Below are 22013 nucleotides of genomic sequence, written 5' to 3'. Positions count from 1 at the left end.
ACTCACACCGATACGGCCAGCCATCGCCACGGTTTGATCGGTGCCATCCTCGACATCGCCGTGCGGTTCCGCTGGGCGGTCATCGTCCTCACCGTTTTCGCAGCGATCTACGGCGCCATGAACCTTTTGCGCCTTCCGATTGATGCGGTGCCGGACATCACCAACACGCAGGTGCAGATCAACACCAGCGCGCCTGCACTCTCTCCCTCGCAGGTGGAGACGCAGGTAACCTTCCCCATCGAGACCGGGCTTGCCGGGATCGAGGGGCTGGAGATGACCCGCTCGATCTCGCGTAACGGCTTCAGCCAGGTCACCGCGATCTTCGAAGAAGGCACCGACATCTACTTCGCACGCCAACAGGTGAACGAACGGCTCGCTCCGATCGGTGCCTCGCTGCCGGAAGGAGCAGAGCCCACGATGGGACCGATCTCGACGGGCCTGGGCGAGGTCCTCATGTATACGATCGAATACGAGTATCCGGGAGGTCGCGATGCGCCCAAGGGTGGTCGAACAGGCTGGCAGTCGGACGGGAGCTTCATCACCGAACGCGGTGATCGCCTCGACACCGAGGTCGCCAAGGCAGCCTATCTTCGCACGGTGCAGGACTGGGTCGTGGCTCCGCTCATGCGCTCGATTGACGGCGTTGCCGGGGTGGATTCGATCGGCGGCTATGAGAAGCAGTTCCTCGTCCAGCCCGATCCTGCCCGTCTTACCGGCTATGGCCTGTCGTTCGACTCCCTGATCGATGCTTTGGAAGCGGCGAACCTCGCCGAAGGCGCCAACTTTGTCGATCGCGCCGGAGAGGCTCTGCTCGTCCGCGTCGATGCGCGTCTTGGGGGCACCCAGGACATCGAACAGGCGGTGGTCGCGACCCGCGAGGGCGTTCCGATCCGGATCGGGGATGTCGCCTCGGTGCGCATCGGCGGCGATCTGCGAACCGGGGCAGCCTCGCTCAATGGCGAGGAGGCGGTCGTTGGCACGGTCCTGATGCGCAGTGGCGAGAACAGCCGCACCGTGGCTGCCGCCTCGGCCGAGCGACTGGAAGAAGTCCGCGCCTCGCTCCCTGCCGGAGTGGTCGCCGAGATCGTCTACAACCGCTCGTCGCTGGTCGATGCGACCATCGCCACGGTCGAGAAGAACCTCGTCGAGGGCGCGCTTCTGGTGATCGCAGTCCTGTTCCTGATGCTCGGCAATATCCGTGCTGCGATCATCGCCGCATTGGTCATTCCGATATCCATGCTGATGGCCGCCGTGGGAATGAACAGGCTTGGTGTCTCGGGCAACCTGATGAGCCTCGGGGCACTGGACTTCGGGCTTATCGTCGATGGCGCCGTTATCATCGTCGAGAACAGCGTCGCGCGGCTCGCCGCCAGACAGCACCGCGAAGGCAGATTGCTCAGCCTCGGCGAACGGCTGACGGAGACACGGCTGGCTGCACAGGAGATGATCAAGCCGACCGTCTACGGTCAGGCGATCATCCTCTTGGTCTACGCGCCGCTTCTCACCTTCACGGGGGTCGAGGGCAAAACGTTCTCGCCCATGGCCATCACGGTCATGCTGGCACTCGCCTCCGCCTTCGTGCTGTCCCTGACCTTCGTGCCGGCGATGATCGCGGTGCTCCTCAATCGCAAGCTGACCGAGAAGGAGGTCAAGCCCGTTCGGATGGCGAAGGAACGCTATGGCCCGGCGGTGCGCCGCGCCATCGCACGTCCCTGGCCGGTGATCGGTGCGGGCGCCGGGCTCTTCGCCGTAGCGGCTTTCGTGTTCACCTTCCTCGGCAGCGAGTTCACACCGCAGCTGGATGAACGCGACATCGCGGTTCAGTCGCTGCGGATACCGTCGACTTCGCTCGAGCGCTCGCTCGCCATGCAGAGACAGGTGGAGGACAGGCTCGAGACCTTCCCGCAAGTCGAGCTGGTTTTCTCGCGCACCGGCACGGCCGAGGTCGCGAGCGATCCGATGCCGCCGAACGCGTCCGACGCCTATGTGATCTTGAAGCCGCGCGAAGAGTGGCCCGATCCCGACCTGTCGAAGGATGAACTCGTCGCACAGATGGAGGAGTCGCTCAGCGGTCTGGTGGGCAACCTCTACGAATTCAGTCAACCCATCGAACTGCGCTTCAACGAGCTGATCGCGGGTGTTCGCGGCGACGTGGCGGTCAAGCTCTACGGAGACGACCTTACCGCGCTGACCCGGTCAGCCGGAGAAGTGGCCGAGGTGCTGCGCGGCGTCGAGGGTGCTGCCGACGTCAAGGTCCAGCAGGTCACTGGCTTTCCTACGCTCGACATCGCCTTCGATCGCCCGACGATCGCCCGATACGGTCTGACCGTGGAGGAGGTCGCACAATCAGTGGCCATCGCGCTGGGTGGTCGCCCGGCGGGACTGGTATTCGAGGGGGACCGCCGTTTCGATGTCGTCGTGCGGCTCGAGGATGCGACCCGGGACGATTTCGATCAGCTCGGCGCTCTGCCCATAGTCCTCGAAAGCGGGGTCACGGTCCCGCTTCGCACGCTGGCGGATTTCCAGGTGGTCGATGGTCTCGCCGAGGTTCGCCGGGAGCAGGGTCGCCGATTGGTGATCGTGTCGGCGAACGTGCGCGAACGCGATCTCGGGTCGTTTGTCGAGGAGGCCCGGGCAGGCGTCTCCGAAAGCGTCGAACTGCCGGCTGCCTCCTTCATCGAATGGGGCGGGCAATACCAGAACCTCCAGGCCGCGCAGGCGAGGCTCGCCCTCGTCGTTCCGGTCTGCTTCGCGCTGGTATTGCTGCTCCTGTTCATGGCGCTCGGCGGATGGGTGCCAGCGCTGGCGGTGTTCAGCGCGATCCCGATGGCACTGGCAGGCGGGGTCTTCGCGCTTGCCTTACGGGGGATGCCGTTCTCGGTGTCCGCTGCCGTGGGCTTCATCGCTCTATCGGGTGTCGCGGTATTGAACGGGCTCGTGATGATGACCGCGATACGCCAGCGCCTCGACAAGGGAATGCCTCTCGATGAGGCGATCTCCGATGGCGCACTGGCGAGGCTGCGACCGGTGCTGATGACAGCGTTGGTGGCCTCGCTCGGCTTCGTGCCTATGGCCCTTGCGACCGGCACTGGCGCGGAAGTCCAGCGTCCGCTGGCCACTGTCGTGATCGGCGGATTGATTACCGCGACCGCGCTTACGCTCTTCGTCCTGCCCGCGATCGCGCGGCTCGTGCTCAATCGATCGGACGATGAGCGCAGCTGGCGCGAGAAGTGGTGGGATCGCCTGCGTCGAAACGTGACCAGCGACGAGCAGCGCGAACTGACGGACATCGCATGATCGTCCGGGAAAGGAGAATACGATGTTGAAGATAGACGAAGAGAACGGGCTGCTGCGGATACGCGCGAGTGGCCAACTCGAAAGCTCGGACTACGATGACTTCGTGCCTCGGTTCGAACAGCTTGTCGGGCGAAAGCCCGGCAAGCTGCCGATGGTAATCGAACTCGCGCCCGATTTTGCAGGCTGGGATCTGCCTGGACTATGGCGCGACCTCAAGTTCGACGCGCATCATCAGGACAGCTTTGGCAGGATTGCCATCGTCGGCGATGCGAAATGGGAGGAATGGGGCACCAGGTTCTCCGATCCTCTCATCCGCGCCGAAATGAAGTTCTTCGAGCCCTTCCAGCGCCAGGTTGCCGAGAACTGGGCCCGATCCGGGGCAGACACGGCATGAGTGGCGACCATGATATCGATCTCGGTTCGGCCGGGAAGCGCCGGACGCTGTGGATCGTGCTCTGGCTGAATGTCGCGATCGCGATCGGGTTCTTCGTCGTCGGCTACTTCGCGGACTCGAACGCGCTCTTGGCGAACGGGTTAGACAACTCGTCCGACGCGATAGTCTATGCGCTCAGCCTGCTCGCGCTGGCCCGCTCGCGCATTTGGCAGCGTGGTGCGGCGCGGTTCTCCGGGGTCATGCTCTTGGTATTCGCGGCAGGTGTCATTGCCGATGCCGTGCGTCGGTTCGTGGAAGGCTCGGAGCCAGGTGGATTCATGATGCTGGCGATGGCGGCAGTCGCAGCCGTGGTGAATCTGATCTGCCTGCGGATGCTCCAGCGGACGGAGGACAAGGACGTCAGCATGCGCGCAGCGACGACCTTCAGCTTCAATGATTTTATCGCCAATGGCGGGATCATCATCGCGGGGATCGTCGTGATGCTCACCGGCGCGAATTGGCCCGACCTGGTGGTAGGCGTCGCTGTGGCATGCATTGCCCTTTATGGCGGCATCCAGATCCTGCGCGATGCCCACATGGACATTCATGACGAGGAAGGGAGCGAGCATCGGAAGGGGGATCAGTTCTGAACATGAGCAATCAACACACACATGGTGGGCATGGTCACCACAGCCACGGCGAGGAGAACCTGAGCGATCGCCAGCTGATCTTCGCGGTCGCGATCAACGTCCTGCTTACGCTCGCTCAGATCGTCGGCGGGATCGTCTCGGGTTCGCTGGCTCTCATTGCCGACGCCCTTCACAACTTCAGTGACGCCGCCTCGCTCGGCCTCGCGTGGTTCGCCCGGAGGATCGGCAGGCGTCCCGCCGACAGACGGATGACGTTCGGTTATGCGCAGGGCGAGGTCGTCGCCGCGCTCATCAATCTGACGACGCTGCTCATTATCGGCTTCTATCTGCTCGTGGAAGCGATCAACCGCTTCGCCGATCCGCAACCGATCGAAGGATGGACGGTGATCGCCGTTGCGGGCGTGGCATTGGTGATCGATCTGGTGACCGCTTTCATCACCCACCGCGGCGCCAAGGACAGCATCAACATGAAGGCGGCGTTCCTGCACAATGTGTCGGATGCCATGGCCTCCGTCGGGGTGATCGTCGCCGGGATCCTGATCCTGCTATACGATCTCTACTTGGCCGATCTGGTCATCACCGTCATCATCGCCGCCTATGTGATTTGGCAGGGGCTTTCGTTGATGCCGCGCACGGTTCGCCTGCTTATGGGTGCGGTGCCCGATGACGTCGAACTGCATGAGATCATGGACGAGCTCGAGGCGATCGATGGGGTCGAGAGCATCCACCATCTGCATGTCTGGAACCTGGGAGAGCACCGCCGCGCCCTCGAAGTGCATATCCTGCCGTCCCATTCGTCTCTCGAACGGTTCGAAGACGTCAAGCGAACGGTGCGGCTGCGCGTCTCCTCTCGGTTCGGTATCGAACACACGACGCTGGAAGCTTGCCTCGCAACGGACTGCAACGAGGGACTGATAGCCCAAGCCGGGCATTCCGGACGCGTATCCGAGGATTGAACTCGCACGTGAAAAGCACGGGCGGCCGGAACCTATCTGTTCGATGCGGTATTACTTGGCGGCTTCGGAGAGGAAGGTCGCCAGCCTCTGCACGGCTCCTCGCTCTGCCCTGTAGGTGACTGAGCGCCCTTCCTTCGTCGAAGAGACCAGCCCCGCGTTTCGCAATACCGATAGGTGCACCGAGGTGTTGTTGGGCATGGTGTCGGTCTGCTCGGCAACCTCGCTGGACGTGATGCCGTTGGCCGCTCGCGCTATGGCCAGGAATATCTCCAACCGGGTTGGCTGGGCCAAGGCACTGAGTTTCGCGACGGCATCCATCTTTTCCATTCTCCTGCAGATAGCGTCAGTGATCCCTACCGACAAGTTAATTCAATACTTCATTACCTATTGAAGTATTTTCTGTTCATGCTATGTGCCATCCACGAGGCACCGGAGGGTCCGGTGCAGAGCGTGGGGAGCGGTGCGATGAGCGATACCGCAGAATTTGAATTCGAACCTTATTTCGAGCAGCGCGCCGAGGACTGGGCACTCGATCCGCTCGAGGACGAAAGCGGCGGCATGTTGGCTGTTCACCGTGTCGCGCTCGTTCGGATCGCATGCGTGGCTGCAGAGACCGGGGCGAGAATGCAGCGGGACGGCTTGGCGGAGGATCCCGTCGGCTGGATGGTCGCGCCGCTCGAGCTCTTCGAAGGCCGTGCGCCGATCGAAGCTTGCATGGAGCGCAGCGCCTGTTCGAAGGCGATCCTTCTTCACGGCTTGGGTCTCGGCCTCGACGCCGATCCGGCAGTCATCGATCGATTGCTCTTCGATCATTCGGCATCCTTGGAGACCGGACGTGGCTGAACCGGCGCAGTCCGACATCCGGCAGCTCCGCCGTGTCGATCTTCATGTAGGTGAAACAGGCTTCGGGGATCCGGACGATCCCCAACGTGTCGCGGCCGTTCTGGATGTGGAGACCACCGGGCTCGACCCTGAAAGCGACAGGGTCATCGAACTGGCGGTGCGACGCTTCAGGTATGATCCCGGCGGGCACATCACCGAGATCGGTCGGGCGTGGTGCTGGCGCGAGGATCCCGGCGTTCCGCTGCCCGAAGATGTGATCCGAATCACCGGCATTACGGATCAGGACCTCATCGGACGGCGGATCGACGACCGGGTCGCGACCGATATCATCTCGTCCGCCGATGTTGTCATCGCCCACAACGCCGCGTTCGATCGTCCGATGGTGGAGAAGCGCCTCACCGACCTGCCGATCAAGCAGTGGGCCTGCTCCTGCGTGGAGATCGACTGGGCAGCTGCCGGTTTCGAAGGCCGTTCGCTCGGTTGGCTCTGCGCGCAGGCAGGATGGTTCTATGATGCGCACCGAGCGCAGGGGGATGTGGATGCGCTCATCCAGCTCCTGCGCCATGAGCGGACCGATGGTCGTCCTCTGCTCTACGAGCTCGATGGCAGCTCTTCATGCGATAGTTTCGTTATCGAAGCGGTCGGCTCGCCCTTCTCGACCAAGGATGCTCTGCGGATGCGCGGCTATCGCTGGGATCCGAAGGCGCAGGTCTGGTGGCGTGAGGTCATGGAGTTCCGCCTTCTCGAGGAACAGGCGTGGTTGGCCAGCGAGGTCTACGTGAGCGGAAAGGGGGCACGAGCGCTCGGTCCCAGGCTGACGCGCCGAGACGCATACAGCCGCTATCGCCTCGATAGTCCGGATTGATCGATGCCCAGAAAAACCAGCTCAGGAGGACCGAACATGGCAAGGAAGCTGACCCAGCGGAAGACTGCCGGCAAGCAGGTCACGAAAGCGACGCTGCCGGACGGCCTGTTGAACGCCGCACCGGTTACCTACCAGGTGGCGGACACCAGCATCACGGCCCTGCAGGTGTATCACAATCCCGATCGCCGACCGTCGGGCGACGGTCCCTGGAACAACGAGGCGGACAAGGTCTCCTGGATCGACAACGAGACCGGCATCGGCTGCATCATGCTTCGCCAGAAGAACGGGACGATCTCGGGATATGTGGGGGTGCCCCCCGAGCATCCACTCTTCGGGTTCGAGGCGGATGCGGTGCCGGTCGGCGTTTCCAACGCGGTGCACGGGGGCGTGACATACGGCAAGGCGTGCGAGGTCAACCGGTTCGAACGGCGCGCCCACGGCAAGCCGCGTCAGGAACGCTACACGGTTTGCCACACGACTTGGGTCAGGACGGTGCAGGACTACCGCACGGTGCAGACCACCGAGGACGAGTTCCATGAGGATCTGTGGTGGCTGGGTTTCGACACCGACCATCCGGGCGACCTCGTTCCGGGCGGTCGATACGGCGAAGCTCGCAAGGGTGACGTCTATCGCGATCAGTCCTTCGTCTACGCGAACTGCATCGAACTGGCGCGGAAGCTGAAATCGCTGATCGAGGACGGTCAGGCCGGAGATACGTCGACACACGAGCCACTCCGCCTTTCGGCGCCCGCCGAGCATAAGGGTGAGTAATGGTCAGCTCGTTTCACCCTTTCGGTGCCGGTAAGGAACGCTACGGCGATGATCGACATCCCGATCTACCCTGGGGATACTGGATGGTTTCGAGCGGATCGGTGCCGGGAGAACCGCCGTTGGTCGATGAGGACGGCCGTGAGTGGAGATCGGTGCGCGAGGCATTCTGGATCGATCGCCTCGGTCTGCCCGCCATCCATTCCGGGTGGATGAACGGGATCATGGAATTCATGGCGAGCTACCTCGCAATTGCCGACGGTCGCTTCGTTCCGCCGGAGGAGCGTGTCCGGGACATTTTCCTAGGTGATGGACACCTCGACCAGTTCTTCAGGGCCTATCTGCTGGCTGCCGGGCTGGTGAACGACACGGACGGCCGACCGACGCCTGAAGGGCGCTCGGTGCTGCTGATGCTGATTGCTACGCGCACGCAAGAGGATGCTACGGAAGGTGTCGGTCTCGATTGGATCATCGCGAACCGGACGGTCGGTGGTCATTCCGAGCGCATGGCTGCTGCTGATCAGGTGGAACGGCGGGAACGCCTCGCTGCCCGCATGGCGCACCGCTTCTCTACCGGTTCGATAGGCAATGATCCGGTGGTGAAGCTGATCGGCTTGCGGATCACCCGCGAGATCCCTGTGCGCAGCACACTGTGGACGATGACCTGGCCCGATGGCGACTGTCTCGCGCGTGACAGGTTTTATCTCTGGCTCCTCGAGCGCATCGATCGCTGGGACAATTGGAGTGAAATGGTCACACAGAAAGGCGCGCGTGCGCTGACAGAACATTTTCTAAAATTGGCCTTTTGTGACCGTGATTTGAGTAGTTCGGAGTGAAAGAAAGGACGATGTCATCCTGCTAAACGACACAGAAAGGAAAGTATCGCCTTCTTTGCGCGTTTGAAGATTATCTGCGGGTAAAGAAATTCGAGAGGAAGTCCGATGAATGTAAGACCGCTCGCCATAAGCAGCGCAATCCTCCTCGCAGGTGCTTTCGCATCAGGGGCAATTGGTCAAGCGCAAAATTCATCGAGTGGTGCGAATTCGAGGCCTGAACGAAGTATCGAGGAGAGCGCCAAGATTTTTCTTCAGGAAAAGGCAAAGGCGCAAGCTTCGCAGCGCGCAAAACTTGAGCAGGCAGGCATCAACTTCGGACAATATCGTAGCTTGGTCGCGCGGCTTAATAATATTAGCAGGAAAGAAAGCAGGGGCTTGGCCGCTGATACCGAGGCGGCAATCGATGCCGCTCTTGTCGAAGATATTGCGCTCGAGTTGGCTACTTTGGGATTCGGCCCGCAGGATCTTCGGCCCGGAGCCGGTGCCACGGCATTGATAAACGCCGCTTCAAAAAAGATCCGTTTGCAAGCCGACTACGACGACTACAAGCTACTCTCCGACCTCGTCGTTTCAGGAACGGTCCTGGGCTATCGATTGCCGGATGCAGGCAGTGCCGGACGTGCTTTCATGGAGATGAGGATCGACAAGGTCTACAAGGGTCAAGCGGAGACAGAATCGACGGTGCTGGTCGAATTGCAGTCCGGGGTCACAAGCGGTGGGGAGAAGCTTCAGTATTCGGGCGAATTTCTACCCGCGCCGCAAACTCAGATCGTTGCTCTCCTTTCGGATATACCACGAGCTATCCGTTCCGATGATGGAAGGCTCTCGCGTCCGAACGTCGGAACGAGCTACACCAAGATGGTCGAGCCTCTCACTATTAAGGGTTCTGTTCTAAAAAGCTTCCGAAATGCGATGCCTGACGTCGCTGTCGGTAATCTGTGAAGGAGCGCGTCATGTCGAAAAATAACTCACGCACGCAGGCATCGGCCGCTGTTCTCGCTTTAATAGCTACCGCAGGGCTACATGCGCAAGCATCGGCTCAAACTAGCATTCCCAACAAATGGGACGTTTCGACCCGAAACATAACTGTGGATCAGAATCTGCCTTATATTTGCGATGCGCCGCTACAACGGGCCGTCGCGACAGTAAATTCCTATGATCCGAATTTCCGCATAACTTACGGTTGGAATGTTCCTCCAACCGACAATCGCTCTGCGATGTATTATCGGTCGTATGGCTACGGTGCGACGAATACCCGTGCGCAAACCCTTAAATCCATCCAACCTTTGTCCAGTTACAATTTTTGGGAAAGCTATGGGACTATTGTGGACGCCGATATTGGGCTCAATCAGGACCTGATTTTTTGGCCTGGGACAAGCGACACGAAACAATGGTATGATCTTCACTGCGACGCCAACCAGCAAGGCGCATTCTCGCAGTGGCATTCTGATTACGAGTCGATCCTGATGCATGAGTTGGGCCACTTCGTGGGGTTTGAAGATCGCAACGACGGTGTAACGCCGTGCGCGATGAGCGACTATAAGCTCGGGACAATCAGACGATCTTTCTGTAGTGCCGAATTGAGTGCCTATCGCGCTGCTTACTGATGAAAATTTCTAGGTCTCATCTCACTCTATTATTTTTGACAGTGAGTTTAATAGGCTGTTCCCAGCAAGCTACTCGGGTGCCTGTATGTCCGTTAGACGACCAGCTACCTGCACCAGATGGCAGCTATAGGACCTATGAAAGGGTGGAGAATGTTGGTCAGGTTCCAGTTCCTGAAGGTTGGAGCGTCGTGGAAAACTTGCCGCAAGAAAACCGGATAAGCCTACAATCAAATTCCGGCATCACTCTCCAGTTTGATCTGGAATGCTGTAGCACACCCCCCAACCTGCGACTGGCCTCATATTCCTTCAATGCATCTGGTCGGCCGGTTTGGCTAGAGGCTGGGCAGCAGGGGGGAAAAACGATACGAGGATTTCTCTTTCCAACTGCTTTTGTTGATCCTGAAGAGCTTGCGAAAGAGAACATTGTTCTCCGGTCACCACCACAATTGCAGTTCGGCGCTGTCTGTGGTGACTTGGCTCGCGTTACCTGTCGAGATTCTGTAATTCGGATTGTGCGGGGTTTACGCTTTGACAGCAGCGCTACAGCCAAGTCAGTGAACTCTGCCGTCTCAACTGTTCCCGCTCGTTCTGCAGATCGCTGGGAGGAAAGTCAGGCAGAGCCTGGTTTTACTCCGCCGTCTTCTGGATCGGACCAAATTTTTACGCCGTCCCTGTGTTGATTGGCCTCGCTAGGGCGGGTCCTTTCCGCGCATGTGGTCGACAGCGAGGGCACCTTCAGCGATCAGATCGACGTGGTCGTGTTCGATCGGCAGTATTCGCCGTTCATCTTCAGCTTCCAGGGGCAGACGGTTGTGCCGGCTGAAAGCGTTTACGCAGTTTTCGAATGCAAGCAGTCGATTGACGCGGGGATGGTCCGGTATGCCAAGGAGAAGATCTCCAGTGTGAGGTCGCTTCACCGCACCAGCCTGCCGATACCCCACGCAGGCGGCGAATATCCCCCCAAGCCCCTCCAGCATATCTTAGGAGGGCTTCTGACGCTCGAGAGTGGATGGTCCCCCGCGCTGGGCGAGCCTCTCGAGCGCGCACTTCTCGAAGGACCCGCCGGCAGTCGCCTCGATCTGGGCTGTGTTGCCGCACACGGGATCTTTTCATGCGACGAGGACGGTTGTGGCACGATCACCCCGATGGGGAAGCCCGCCACTGCATTTCTGTTCGAACTCATCGCGCGACTGCAGGAAAAGGCGACCGTCCCGATGATAGACGTTCGCGCCTATGCGCGTTGGCTCGACGTCGCGAGCGCCTGAGCTTCCCAAAAGGCTTTTATTCCTCTTGCGAGAAGAAGGGCGCGAGAGTGGTTCGCCCGCTCACGACTGCGGCCCAGCACCATTTGTCGCAGAATCTTTTCCGGGATCATTAGACACAGCTTCCTTGAACTGGACGGTATCGCGGTCGAACCCGACACATGGCCGAGGGTGCTTTTTTTTCGACCGAACGAATTGTCTGCCGCTAGGCTGTCGTCAGGCGACTGCCACTCTCTTTCGCATGAGCGCATGACCCTGGACTTCGTTTTCGTCGGGCACGAAGCCGAGGCGGGCGAAACGTTCCCTGGCGCCTGTCCGCGCAGGATCGACTGCTGTCCACAACCAGTCCGGTCGGACGTGATCTATTAGCTGGGGTATGGCCTGAACGAGCAGATCGTGGGCCAACGCGCCTCCACGACGTTCCTTCACTACCACCAGAGAATGGATGATGGGGTCGTTATCTCTGGTTGCCATGACGCATCCGACACACTCGCCGTCCATCGTGGCGAGGTAGACGTGATGCGTTTCGACGGCATCCCGTGGGTTCAACACCAAAAGCTCGGTATCGGGTTCGAGTTCAGCTCTTGTCAGCACGCTCTCGAGATCAAGGGCACCGGACTCGCCTTCGGCCCGCCTCGTCTCGCATCGATTGCCCAAAGCTGCGACTCCCTGCCCAGCAGGGCGACGTGCTCTTTATCCAGGTGGGGTCAGGCCCGTTCGCCGCGGGGACGCGCGGGGACGGGACGTGCGACCGGCTGACGGTCGGCCAGGCTCTCCGCAGCATGTGCACGGCGCTCGCGCTCCTGGCGCGAGTAGGCGTCCGCCACGGAGCGGATTTCCCGGATCATGTCGGAACTTAGAAGTGCCATGGTGCCTGTTATCCTTTCGCCGTTACCAAATCTTGAACGATGTCTGTGGTTCCGGCAAGCCCTGACGTATGTGTGGAGTGCACAACGAGGACTGGACTGCCGATATAGAGGTTTTCCGTCCTAGATCAATACTCCGCCTCATTAGAGGCTCGCGAGGTTCTCGGGACCGAGGATGGCAGCATGTCGGCTTCGTGCGCCTTCGATCCTGACTGGAAGATGTCCGGCGTGCCGCCAGGCCTTGGCATGTCCGTCGCACCTTCCGTCGAGTGACACGTCGTTCGAGCCGCCTTCCACGATGGTCAGGAGAACCCCTTGGGCATCATACGGGCACTCCAATGTGGAAGGCCGCGCAGAACTGTCGTCCCGCCATAGTGCTATTACCCTGTCGCTGCCGTTCGAACGGTGCGTTCCTATCCGATCCTGCAAGGTCATAAGCCCTCTGGATGTGAGGGTCAGGACGGCACAGCCAGGATCCTCTGCGAGCACCGTCGCGTATCGGGCGGGCCAGCGCGCCTCAATCTGAGGCGCATCCATGAGGAGCGCGATCACCAGATTGGGGCCGACCGCGCGGATGATCTGCTGACACGGATCGACACGCGCCAGATCCTCGCAGATCATTGCGGCAAAGACGGAGTCCCGTCGCATGACTGTGAAGTCGACTTGGCGCGACTGCAGGGGAATGTTCTCCCACCATGCCAAGTCCGGAGACAGGCGGCCTTGAAGCCCGTAGTCACGGATCTGCTGCGCGTCGAGTTTCCAACGATGGTGCTTTTCGCGCACCGTCTCGCGTCCGCCCTCAAGGCCGGCGCTGGTGTCCTTGAACGTGGATGCGGCGACGAAGTTGCCGACGTCTCCTTCTCTGTTGGTGCTCGTTCCCGAGACGATCAACTCTATGCCCTCGCACCGATCGCGCAGGAGGTTTTTGATCTTCACGAAGCGTTCGTAATCGAGCGCCAATTCGGGAAGGACGACGCCATGGATTTCGGACGCGTGCGACTTCGCCGCCATAATGAGATCGTCGAGGAATATCTCTAGTGGGCAGTCACGACCGTCGGCGGCGAGCCAATCCTGGTCGACGTCGAAATAGCCGATTTTCGGCGCACCGCCGCAGTCCTCGATCTGCGAAGGTCTGAAGCAGCGTGGCCCGACCGAATAGGGCAGCGGAACCAACAGAAGGTTCATCCTACGGTCGGGAAAATTTTCCGCTTCGCGGGTCGGACGCCGTCTATAGTTAGGTGTCCAGTGACCTTTCACGATTCCATCCGGCGGCAGTAGAGCGAGATGGTGTGATATGGACCGGAGAGTGCATCCCACCGAAGGCGTTCGAACCTTGGGGAGGACGTTCAGCATCGATCGCCGTGCGACGGAAAGGGAGCTAACGTCGGCAAACTCCTGTTTGTCTCCGCCCGTGATCTCGATGGCGCCGGAACTACGCACCACGTGTTCCAATATGACGTCTGCCTCGAACCATACGATCTCGGTATCAGCACCATCGAGATAGGCCTGGACTTCGTCCACGTCGAAGACGAAGCCCGTGCCAGCCGCTGCCTCGTCGGCGATCGCCAACAACCGCCACGCGTGCCTCCACCAGTCAGGCTGAACCTTCCGGTTTCCATCCTCCGGGCGTTCCCGCACGTCGCTGTCCGCATGTCGGGCGAAGACTATCCACCAGCTTTCGAACAGAGGCTCGAGAGCCGTCCAGTGTGGACTCGCAAGCACCGATTTCGCGAAGTCCTCCAAGTTCGCTTTGGGATCGCGACGTGGAAGGGATCGCCATGCCTGGGCCGCGACGGTGATCTGGTCACGGTCGGCATCGTCGATCTCGAGATGGCGTGAACTGTCGGAGCTGCTGACCCCGCAGCTTCCAGCGACTGCCTTCTTGGTCGGTTGAAGATGATGGTAGATGCCAGACTGCTCGACCAGATGCGCGGCAATCGCAAAGACATCATATGGTAGTCGAGGGGGGAGATGGCGCCCGGGATCGAAAACGCCGTCGGCATTGTCCTCTCCATCCGTCCATCGGGCGATCTTGGCTTCGATGTCGGCCACGAGGATGTCCTCGGCAAGCAAGGTTTCCTTGAGCCTATCCTCTGCGACTTCGTCGGTCGTTGGTTCTGCGTCGGAGGGTGCCGGTGTCCGGAACCACTTGCGAGTGTCGTAACGGTCTCGATCGGCCTGAGAGAAGTCGAACATCAGGTCGAAGGTGTCAGCTATAGTTATGGTCAAGGTCCGATTCCCGTTCGGAATGCATCTAACCTGCACCGCTCGCCCAAATAGTCGATTGGAGTCAACGTGGGATCTCACTAGATGCCGCGCTGTCGCACGGGGCCGGCGAGCCCCACCCCTGACGAGGCTCGCCGTCCCGGCACGCACGATCATGTGGACCAGGAACTCGAAGCTTTGGGTTCTTGTATCTTCGAGCCGCCACCGATCTGGCGGGAAAACGTGTATCGGCGGGTCCCTTAGAAGGATTGCCCATAAGACCTATGGCGACGTCGAGCTAGGGCCCGACATTTACGAGGCCACCCGAGATCGCATCCTCGACGAGGACACGATATTTCCTGGCTTTTCAGTCCGGATACCCCGTCGTCTATCAAGCTTACGCAAACCAGGAGCGTCCCTCATTCTGCAAAAATGAGGGGCTCTTGATGCAATCTGATAGAAAAATGGAGGCCCGAGCCGGAATCGAACCGGCGTGCAAGGATTTGCAGTCCTCTGCGTAACCACTCCGCCATCGGGCCCCACTGTCGCGGGCTTGGCGCGAAGCGGGGCATCTAGCGAGTCATGCCCGCCAGTTCAATCGGATTGTGGCGCGCCTATTTTTGTCATACCTCCCGCCCCGCCACCCCACCCGGCCAGGAATGATACCATCAGGCTATGGTGGTCGGGTGGAGAGGCGGGGCGGCATGGCCCTGAAGCGAATGCGCGCGGCGACCGGGTTCCCTTCCACGAAGCTTCGTCTAAAGACCTGCCCATGTCGATTGCCGCAATGCTAGAACCGATCGCCGGAGACGGCGCGAGCGTAACCCTTCCCGCCGAGGAGTGGCTGCAGGGCCGCACGCTCTATGGCGGAGCGAGCGCGCTGGTCGCCTATACCGCCGCGATCCGCGCCTTTCCCGATTTGCCGCCGCTGCGGTCTGCCCAGGTCGCATTCGTCGCCCCGGTGGGCGCGCAGGTCACTCCGCAGGTCGAGCTGATCCGGCAGGGCCGTAATGTCACGCAGGTCCGCGTCGACCTGCTAGTCGATGGCAAGCCCGGCCTCTCGTCCCTCTGGCTGTTCGGCGCGGCGCGCGAGCCCAACGGCGTGCATCGCGCCCCGCCCGTCAGCCCGGCGCCGGTGCCTTTCGATGAAGCCGAACCGATGATGGTTGGCAAGGGCCCGGCCTTCATCCAGCACCAGTTCGAGATTCGCCGAGCGGAAGCTGCCGGGGGTCACGAGGAAGCGCCGGTGATGCGCCGGTGGGTTCGCCTGAAGAACGACGACGGGCTCGATTCCATCAGCCGCTCTATCTTGCTCGGCGACGTCAACGCGCCCAGCGCCATCCGCGTGATGGAGCGCGAAGGCCCGCTCAGCTCGATGAACTGGGCGCTCAACATCCTCGAGCCCGAGGCGGAAACGCGCGAGGGCTGGTGGCTGGCCGAAACCGCAAGCGATCATGCGGACGCAGGCTATTCGAGCGAGCGGCTGCGCCTGTGGAACGCCGACGGGCAGCTGGCGATGATCGGCCAGCAGGCCGTGGCCGTGTTCGGCTAGCGGATCCGGGCACCACAATCTCCCCTCCCCCGTGGGGAGGGGCCGGGGTGGGGGCTCCAAGCCATCGGCGTTGGCAGCCCTCCACCCAACCTTCCCATCAAGGGGGAGGAGTTCCCGGATCAGTTCCCTTGGGACCTAGCTCGCATCCCCGAACTCGGGCGCGCGCTTGGCCATTCCGGCCATCACCGCCTCGATCTGGTTGGGCTGACGGATGATGCCCGCCTGCTCAATGCTTTCGGCCATCAGCATCTCTTCACCGGTCTCGTCGTGCATCCGGTTGTGGAGGCGCTTGGCGGCGCGCACCGCATCGGGATTGCGCTGGGCGATCGTGCCCGCGATCTCCTTCGCCCGGGCGAGCGGGTCGTCCGAGACGAACGTCGCCAGGCCCAGCGTCAGCGATTCCTCGCCGCTGAACTCGCGGTTGGTATAGACGAGCTCGCGCAGCACGTCGTCGCGCACCAGCCCGCGCCACAGCTGATAGCCGCCCATGTCCGGCACCAGACCCCACTTCATCTCCATGATCGCCATCCGCGTATCGGGCGCGGCGACGCGAATGTCGGCCCCGCTGGCGATCTGCATCCCGCCGCCGAAGCATACGCCGTGCAGCGCTGCGATCACCGGCATGGGCAGCTTTCGCCAGATGGTCGCGACCTGCTGGTAGGTGTTCGAATCGCCATGCGTGCGATCGGTCAGCTTGGGCTCGTTCGCGTCGGGCGTGCGCGCAAAGCTCGACGTGTCGAGCCCGGCGCAAAAGCTGCGCCCCGCGCCCGACAGCACCACCGCGCGCACATCCTTGCGATCCATCAGGGCCTCGCCCGCAGCGATGATCGCTTCGAACATCGCAGGGTCGAGCGCGTTCATCTTGTCGGGCCGGTTGAGGCGGACGTGCATCACGCCATTATCGGCCAATTCGGTCTCGACCCGCCGCTCCTCTTCCTGCGTGCCTGCCTGGGTATCTGCCTGCGTTGCCATCGTCGCGCTCTCCCGCCTCTCGTCCGTTTCGATCAGATAGCGATCTTCGTTGCCGATGGTCGCCGCACTGTCCAGCCCGGTTTGCGAGAGTCGCGGCGGATCGAGCCGGTAGCCCGCACCATCGGTGGCGATCATCGCGTCCAGATCGACGCTCGCAAGCTTGCGCCGGAGCCGGGCGACATGCACGGCAATGCGGTTGGTCCCCGGTTCGATCGTCAGGCGCCACACATCGGCGAGCAGCGCCCGCTGGCTGACGGTGCGGCCCGGCGTTTCCGCCAGCCGCCAGAGCAGCGCGAATTCGCGCGGGTGCAACGCCAGCCAACGTCCGTCGAGCACCGCATCGCGGTAGAACAGGTCGAGGCGCAGCGGCCCCGCCTCGATCGACCTCGCAATGAGTTGCTGCGCCCCCAGCACCCGCCCCCGCTGCCTGCTGCCCTCGACCAGAGGCGCATCATGGCACGAAGCCATGCTTACCGGAGCAGCGAACAATCCGGAATGGATGCTTCCCTTGCGGGCCTAAGCCTATTGCAGCGCTCAGCTCTCCTGCTGGAGGAAGCGCTTCACGTTGCGCGCGGCCTGGCGGATGCGCTGCTCGTTCTCGACCATGGCGATGCGGACATAGCCTTCGCCCTCTTCGCCGTAGCCGATCCCCGCCGCCACCGCGACGCCGGCATGTTCGAGCAACTGCTTCGAGAATTCGAGGCTGCCCATATTGTGAAATCCCGGTGGCAGCGGCGCCCAGGCGAACATGCTGGCGGGCGGGACGGGAATGTCCCACCCGGCGCGCGCGAAGCTCTCCACCATCACGTCACGCCGGTTCTGGTAGCGCAGGCGGTTTTCCTCGACGATATCCTGCGGCCCGTTGAGCGCCGCGCATGCCGCCGCCTGGATCGGGGTAAAGGCCCCGTAATCGAGGTAGGATTTGACCCGCGTCAGCGCCTCGATCAGCCGCGGGTTGCCGACCGCGAAGCCCATCCGCCACCCGGCCATCGAATAGGTCTTGGACATCGAGGTGAATTCGACAGCAACCTCTTTCGCGCCCGGCACTTCGAGGATCGAACGCGTCGGCTTGCCGTCGTAGTAAAGCTCCGAATAGGCGAGATCGGAGAGGACCCACACCTTGTTCTCCCGCGCCCAGGCCACCAGCCGCTCGTAGAAGGCGAGGTCGACAGTTTCCGCCGTCGGGTTGCTCGGGTAATTGACCACCAGCACGCTCGGCCGCGGCGAGGTATAGGCCATCGCCTGGTCGAGTGCTTCCCAATATTCGTCGTTCGGCGTTGTCGGCACCGACCGGATCGTCGCGCCTGCAATGATGAAGCCGTAGGTGTGGATCGGGTAGGACGGGCTGGGCGCAAGCACCACATCGCCCGGGGCCACGATCGCGGTGGCCATGGACGACAGGCCCTCCTTCGAGCCCATGGTGACGACGACCTCGCGCTCCGGGTCGAGATCGACGTTAAAGCGGCGTCCGTAGTAATTCGCCTGCGCCTTGCGCAGCCCCGGAATCCCGCGCGACTGGCTGTAGCCGTGCGCGGAAGGCTTGCCCGCCACCTCGCACAGCTTGTCGATGACATGCTGCGGCGGCGGATGATCGGGGTTGCCCATGCCGAGGTCGATCACGTCGCGCCCCGCCTGCCGGGCCGCGTGTCGCATCGCGTTGACCTCGGCAATGACATAGGGCGGCAACCGCCGCATCCGGTAGAAGTGATCGTCGTTCAGGTGTGCCTCCCGCTTCGCTACGTTGGCCGCGTTTATTCTCGCGGCGCATTCTGGAACGCTGTGCCCTTCTGTGCAATTGGTGATTGGGAGAGCGCGCAAAAAATGCTGCATCCGCGCAGGCGGTAAGGGCCCGTGCCGCTCCAGATGAGAGGACCGACGCGATGGCGAAGACGACCCCCGATTCCTCGCAGCCTGCCACCGACGCCTTCGGCGCCATGCTGGAAGCGCAGTCGCGCTGGGCCGAACTGATGTTCGCACCGCTGGCCGAGGCTGTCGAACCAGACGCGAACGACGCGGCGCCTGCGCTTGGCGACCTGCGCAAATGGGCCGAGAACGCCACGCGCTTGCAGACAATGTGGATCGAATTCTGCCAGAAACACGCGCTCGACACGACGGGCGGGATGATGGCCGGCGATCCGTCGCAATGGCCTGCCAAGTGGTTCGCCATGTTCGAAACGTGGACCCAGCAGCTGCCCTTCGCCGATCCATCGGAACAGCAACGCTGGTGGGCCGAAAGCGCGCAGCTGTGGCAAGCGCTCATGCTGCCTCAGGGCGAAGAGAAACCCGAAGCGGAGCTCCCCCGTGAGGATCGGCGCTTCGCCGATCCGCGCTGGCGCGAACAGCCGGTCTTCGCGATGATCCACCAGACCTATCTTTTGCTGACCGACCGCGTGCTGGCGATGGTCGAGAAGATGGATACGATCGAACCGGGCAAGCGCGAGCAGCTCAAGTTCGCCACGCAGGCGATGGCCGAGGCGCTGAGCCCCGCCAATTTCGCCGCGACCAACCCGATCGTGCTCGACCGGATTATGGAATCGCGTGGCGAAAGCCTGGTCAAGGGCATGCAGAACCTGTTGCAGGATGTGCAGAAGGGCCAGCTGACCCATTCCGATCCGCAGGCCTTCGTGGTCGGTGAGAATATCGCGACGACGCCGGGCCAGGTGGTCTACGAGACAGACCTGTTCCAGCTGATCCAGTACGAGCCGACCACCGACAAGGTGCTGAGCATCCCGCTGGTGATCTTCCCCCCATGGATTAACCGGTTCTACATCCTCGACCTCAACGAGAAGAAGAGCTTCGTCAAATGGGCGGTCGACCAGGGGCTGAGCGTCTTCATGGTCAGCTGGAAAAGCGCCGATGCCTCGATGAAGGACGTTGTGTGGGACGATTACATCGCCGCGCAGATCGACGCGATCGACCATGTGAAAAAGCGCCTCCGCCAGCCTGCCGTCCACGCGATCGGCTATTGCGTCGCGGGCACCACGCTGGCGGCAACGCTCGCGATACTCGAGGCGAAAGGCGAGGCGGACAAGGTCAAGAGCGCGACCTTCTTCACCGCGCAGGTCGACTTCGCCGACGCGGGCGAGCTGCTCCACTTCATCGACAACCAGCAGCTGGCGGCGATCAAGGGGATCGAGCGCGATGGCGTGGTCGATGGTCGCTACATGGCAGCGACCTTCAACCTGCTGCGCGGCAACGACCTGATCTGGAACTACGTCGTGCGCAATTACCTGCTGGGCGAGGATCATACCGCGTTCGACCTGCTCCACTGGAACGGCGACGTGACCAACCTGCCCGCCAGGTGGCATCGCGACTATCTGCGCGATCTCTACCGCGACAATCTGCTCGTGAAGCCAGGCAAGCTGGAAGCGCTCGGCACACCGATCGATCTGACCACGGTGAAGGTGCCAACCTATGTTCAGGCAGGCAAGGACGACCATATCGCGCCCGCAACCAGCGTGTGGAAGATCACCGAGCATTTCGGTGGGCCGATGCGTTTCGTGCTCGCGGGATCGGGCCATATCGCGGGCGTCGTCAATCCTCCGGCGGCGGGCAAGTACCAGTACTGGATCAACGAGGACGACGACGTCGACACGCTGGAGGAGTTTCGCGCTGGAGCGACCGAACACCCGGGCAGCTGGTGGCCGGACTGGATCGAGTGGATCCGTACGCAGGATAGCAAGGAACTGCAGGTGCGCGGCAAGCGCAATCCAGGGGGCACAGAGAAGGATAAAGTGATCGAGCCCGCACCGGGTCGCTACGTCAAAACTCGGTAAAACGTATTTTTATTCAATATATTAGCAGTTTTTGTGCGCTGCACAAAAACTGCTTGAAATTCGCGTCCGCAAGGCATATTTGTGCAATGCAGCAATTGACGCGAGATTTTTATGGCCGATCAGACTGAACCCAAGGGCGATGCCGCCGCGCAAAAGGCCAATGAGGGCGCGGTCGCGGAAAAGTCCGGCGACAAGCCCGCCAAGGCGGACACTGCACCGGAAGCTGCCGCCAAGCCCGCGGTGAAAGCAGCCGACGCGAAGGCGACCGAGCCGGGCAAGGCAGCTCCGGTAAAGACCGAAGCGAAGGCCGAAGCCGCCGCGAAGCCCAAAAAGGCCGCGCCGCGCAAGAAGGCTCCCGCCGCCAAGACCGTGGCGACCAAGGCGGCTCCGGCAAAGTCGGCCACCGGCAAGAAAAAGACCACTGCCAAGAAGATCACTCCCAAATCCGGTGCCAAGCGCACCGCAAACACATCCAAACCCAAGGACACCACCATGGCTACCAAGACCGAAACCAAGAACATCGCCAGCGATATGGCCAACGAAATGCAGACGCGTCTCGCCGGCATGTACGAGAAGGGCACGGAAATGACCGGTGAAATGGTCACCTTCCAGCGCGCCAATGCCGAAGCGATGGCCGAAGCGAGCAAGATTCTCTTCACCGGCATGCAGGACCTGACCCGCACCGCCGTGGAAGAAAGCCGCAAGGCCGCCGGCCAGATGAACGAAGACGCCCGCCTTATGGCTGCCGCGAAGTCGCCGACCGAGCTCGTGAAGCTGCAGGGCGACATCATGCGCCGCTCTTTCGACAGCGTCGTCGCGACCAGCTCGAAGAACACCGAAGCGTGGATCAAGCTGACCAACGACGCTTTCGCTCCGCTGACCAGCCGCATGAGCGAAGCGGTCGACAAGATGAACAAGATGGCCGCCTAAGGCTTTCTTTTCGGGCAGCGTCCTCGAACGGGGACGCAAAGCTCACATTTTTCCGAACGGGCCGGGCGAGCAAATCGCCCGGCCCTTTTCGCATCTGCCGGGTTGTCCGATCGACACGATGCCATCCCCCGCTCACGGTCCCTTGCGGATCGGCCAACCAATACGATATTATCACGCTATGCTCGACCCCCTCGCCCCTACCTCGCTCCGCCAGCCCCTGCACACCTGCGCGGCATCGACGCAGGAGACGCCGGA

At 61.7% G+C, this 22013-nt stretch carries 20 protein-coding genes and 1 tRNA gene; 14 read left to right on the top strand and 7 right to left on the bottom strand.

Annotated features, from left to right (window positions below):
• The first annotated feature begins 33 nt into the window (after positions 1-33).
• The 4 genes from AAG612_RS12070 to AAG612_RS12055 are packed head-to-tail and all read left to right on the top strand — an operon-like array spanning position 34 to position 5276.
• Positions 34-3297 carry an efflux RND transporter permease subunit gene (locus tag AAG612_RS12070; RefSeq protein ID WP_342511197.1) on the top strand — a complete coding sequence of 1088 codons (3264 nt, stop codon included), beginning with the start codon at positions 34-36 and terminating at the stop codon, positions 3295-3297.
• A 22-nt stretch (positions 3298-3319) separates the two neighbouring features.
• Complete coding sequence (locus tag AAG612_RS12065; protein ID WP_229658168.1) at positions 3320-3691, top strand: SpoIIAA family protein; 372 nt, start codon at positions 3320-3322, stop codon at positions 3689-3691.
• Positions 3688-4320 carry a cation diffusion facilitator family transporter gene (locus tag AAG612_RS12060; protein WP_278322083.1) on the top strand — a complete coding sequence of 211 codons (633 nt, stop codon included), beginning with the start codon at positions 3688-3690 and terminating at the stop codon, positions 4318-4320. The genes AAG612_RS12065 and AAG612_RS12060 overlap by 4 nt, the downstream gene beginning before the upstream one ends.
• A gap of 2 nt (positions 4321-4322) precedes the next feature.
• A complete protein-coding gene (locus tag AAG612_RS12055) occupies positions 4323-5276 on the top strand; it encodes a cation diffusion facilitator family transporter (RefSeq protein ID WP_342510392.1) in 954 nt (317 codons plus the stop codon).
• 51 nt (positions 5277-5327) lie between these two features.
• Here the strand turns inward: AAG612_RS12055 and AAG612_RS12050 are convergent, their stop codons facing one another.
• Positions 5328-5603, bottom strand: a complete 276-nt coding sequence (locus tag AAG612_RS12050; RefSeq protein ID WP_123639991.1) for an ArsR/SmtB family transcription factor — start codon at positions 5601-5603, stop codon at positions 5328-5330.
• Positions 5604-5741: 138 nt separating this feature from the next.
• Here AAG612_RS12050 and AAG612_RS12045 point away from each other — a divergent pair, with 138 nt between their 5' ends.
• The 7 genes from AAG612_RS12045 to AAG612_RS12015 all read left to right on the top strand — a co-directional run bounded on the left by AAG612_RS12045 (position 5742) and on the right by AAG612_RS12015 (position 11460).
• Entirely contained in the window at positions 5742-6119 is a 378-nt protein-coding gene (locus AAG612_RS12045; protein WP_342510391.1) for a hypothetical protein, read from the top strand.
• Complete coding sequence (locus AAG612_RS12040) at positions 6112-6984, top strand: 3'-5' exonuclease (RefSeq protein WP_342510390.1); 873 nt, start codon at positions 6112-6114, stop codon at positions 6982-6984. Before AAG612_RS12045 ends, AAG612_RS12040 begins: the two co-directional genes overlap by 8 nt.
• 36 nt (positions 6985-7020) lie before the next feature.
• A complete protein-coding gene (locus AAG612_RS12035; protein ID WP_342510389.1) occupies positions 7021-7755 on the top strand; it encodes a hypothetical protein in 735 nt (244 codons plus the stop codon).
• Entirely contained in the window at positions 7755-8588 is an 834-nt protein-coding gene (locus AAG612_RS12030; RefSeq protein WP_342510388.1) for a hypothetical protein, read from the top strand. The genes AAG612_RS12035 and AAG612_RS12030 overlap by 1 nt, the downstream gene beginning before the upstream one ends.
• A gap of 105 nt (positions 8589-8693) precedes the next feature.
• Positions 8694-9530, top strand: a complete 837-nt coding sequence (locus AAG612_RS12025) for a hypothetical protein (RefSeq protein ID WP_342510387.1) — start codon at positions 8694-8696, stop codon at positions 9528-9530.
• Positions 9531-9541: 11 nt separating this feature from the next.
• Complete coding sequence (locus AAG612_RS12020; RefSeq protein ID WP_342510386.1) at positions 9542-10195, top strand: hypothetical protein; 654 nt, start codon at positions 9542-9544, stop codon at positions 10193-10195.
• Positions 10196-10875: 680 nt separating this feature from the next.
• The gene (locus AAG612_RS12015) at positions 10876-11460 is read left to right on the top strand and encodes a DUF6602 domain-containing protein (RefSeq protein WP_342510385.1); all 585 of its coding nucleotides are present in this window, start codon (positions 10876-10878) and stop codon (positions 11458-11460) included.
• 213 nt (positions 11461-11673) lie between these two features.
• On the opposite strand, the gene AAG612_RS12010 is transcribed toward AAG612_RS12015, so the two are convergent.
• The 4 genes from AAG612_RS12010 to AAG612_RS11995 all read right to left on the bottom strand — a co-directional run bounded on the left by AAG612_RS12010 (position 11674) and on the right by AAG612_RS11995 (position 15067).
• A complete protein-coding gene (locus AAG612_RS12010; protein WP_342510384.1) occupies positions 11674-12114 on the bottom strand; it encodes a GNAT family N-acetyltransferase in 441 nt (146 codons plus the stop codon).
• A 50-nt stretch (positions 12115-12164) separates the two neighbouring features.
• Positions 12165-12326 carry a hypothetical protein gene (locus AAG612_RS12005; protein ID WP_342510383.1) on the bottom strand — a complete coding sequence of 54 codons (162 nt, stop codon included), beginning with the start codon at positions 12324-12326 and terminating at the stop codon, positions 12165-12167.
• 141 nt (positions 12327-12467) lie between these two features.
• Positions 12468-14519: a hypothetical protein gene (locus tag AAG612_RS12000; protein ID WP_342510382.1), complete on the bottom strand. Its 2052-nt coding sequence runs from the start codon at positions 14517-14519 to the stop codon at positions 12468-12470.
• A gap of 474 nt (positions 14520-14993) precedes the next feature.
• Positions 14994-15067 (bottom strand) — tRNA-Cys (locus AAG612_RS11995).
• Between the two features lie 233 nt (positions 15068-15300).
• On the opposite strand from AAG612_RS11995, the gene AAG612_RS11990 reads away from it, so the two are divergent.
• Complete coding sequence (locus AAG612_RS11990) at positions 15301-16080, top strand: acyl-CoA thioesterase (RefSeq protein WP_342510381.1); 780 nt, start codon at positions 15301-15303, stop codon at positions 16078-16080.
• A 135-nt stretch (positions 16081-16215) separates the two neighbouring features.
• On the opposite strand, the gene AAG612_RS11985 is transcribed toward AAG612_RS11990, so the two are convergent.
• Positions 16216-17520 carry a crotonase/enoyl-CoA hydratase family protein gene (locus AAG612_RS11985; protein ID WP_342510380.1) on the bottom strand — a complete coding sequence of 435 codons (1305 nt, stop codon included), beginning with the start codon at positions 17518-17520 and terminating at the stop codon, positions 16216-16218.
• A gap of 66 nt (positions 17521-17586) precedes the next feature.
• The gene (locus AAG612_RS11980; RefSeq protein WP_342511195.1) at positions 17587-18771 is read right to left on the bottom strand and encodes an LL-diaminopimelate aminotransferase; all 1185 of its coding nucleotides are present in this window, start codon (positions 18769-18771) and stop codon (positions 17587-17589) included.
• Positions 18772-18932: 161 nt separating this feature from the next.
• On the opposite strand from AAG612_RS11980, the gene AAG612_RS11975 reads away from it, so the two are divergent.
• A complete protein-coding gene (locus tag AAG612_RS11975; RefSeq protein ID WP_342510379.1) occupies positions 18933-20828 on the top strand; it encodes a PHA/PHB synthase family protein in 1896 nt (631 codons plus the stop codon).
• 111 nt (positions 20829-20939) lie between these two features.
• Positions 20940-21758 (top strand): phasin family protein, encoded by an 819-nt coding sequence (locus tag AAG612_RS11970; protein WP_342510378.1) that lies wholly within the window; start codon positions 20940-20942, stop codon positions 21756-21758.
• The last annotated feature ends 255 nt before the right edge of the window (positions 21759-22013 follow it).

Source organism: Citromicrobium bathyomarinum (assembly GCF_038594605.1).
In the GTDB taxonomy this organism is placed as follows: domain Bacteria; phylum Pseudomonadota; class Alphaproteobacteria; order Sphingomonadales; family Sphingomonadaceae; genus Alteriqipengyuania; species Alteriqipengyuania bathyomarina_B.
Note: the sequence above shows the minus strand (reverse complement) of the source record. Positions and strands in the feature narration are given on the sequence as shown.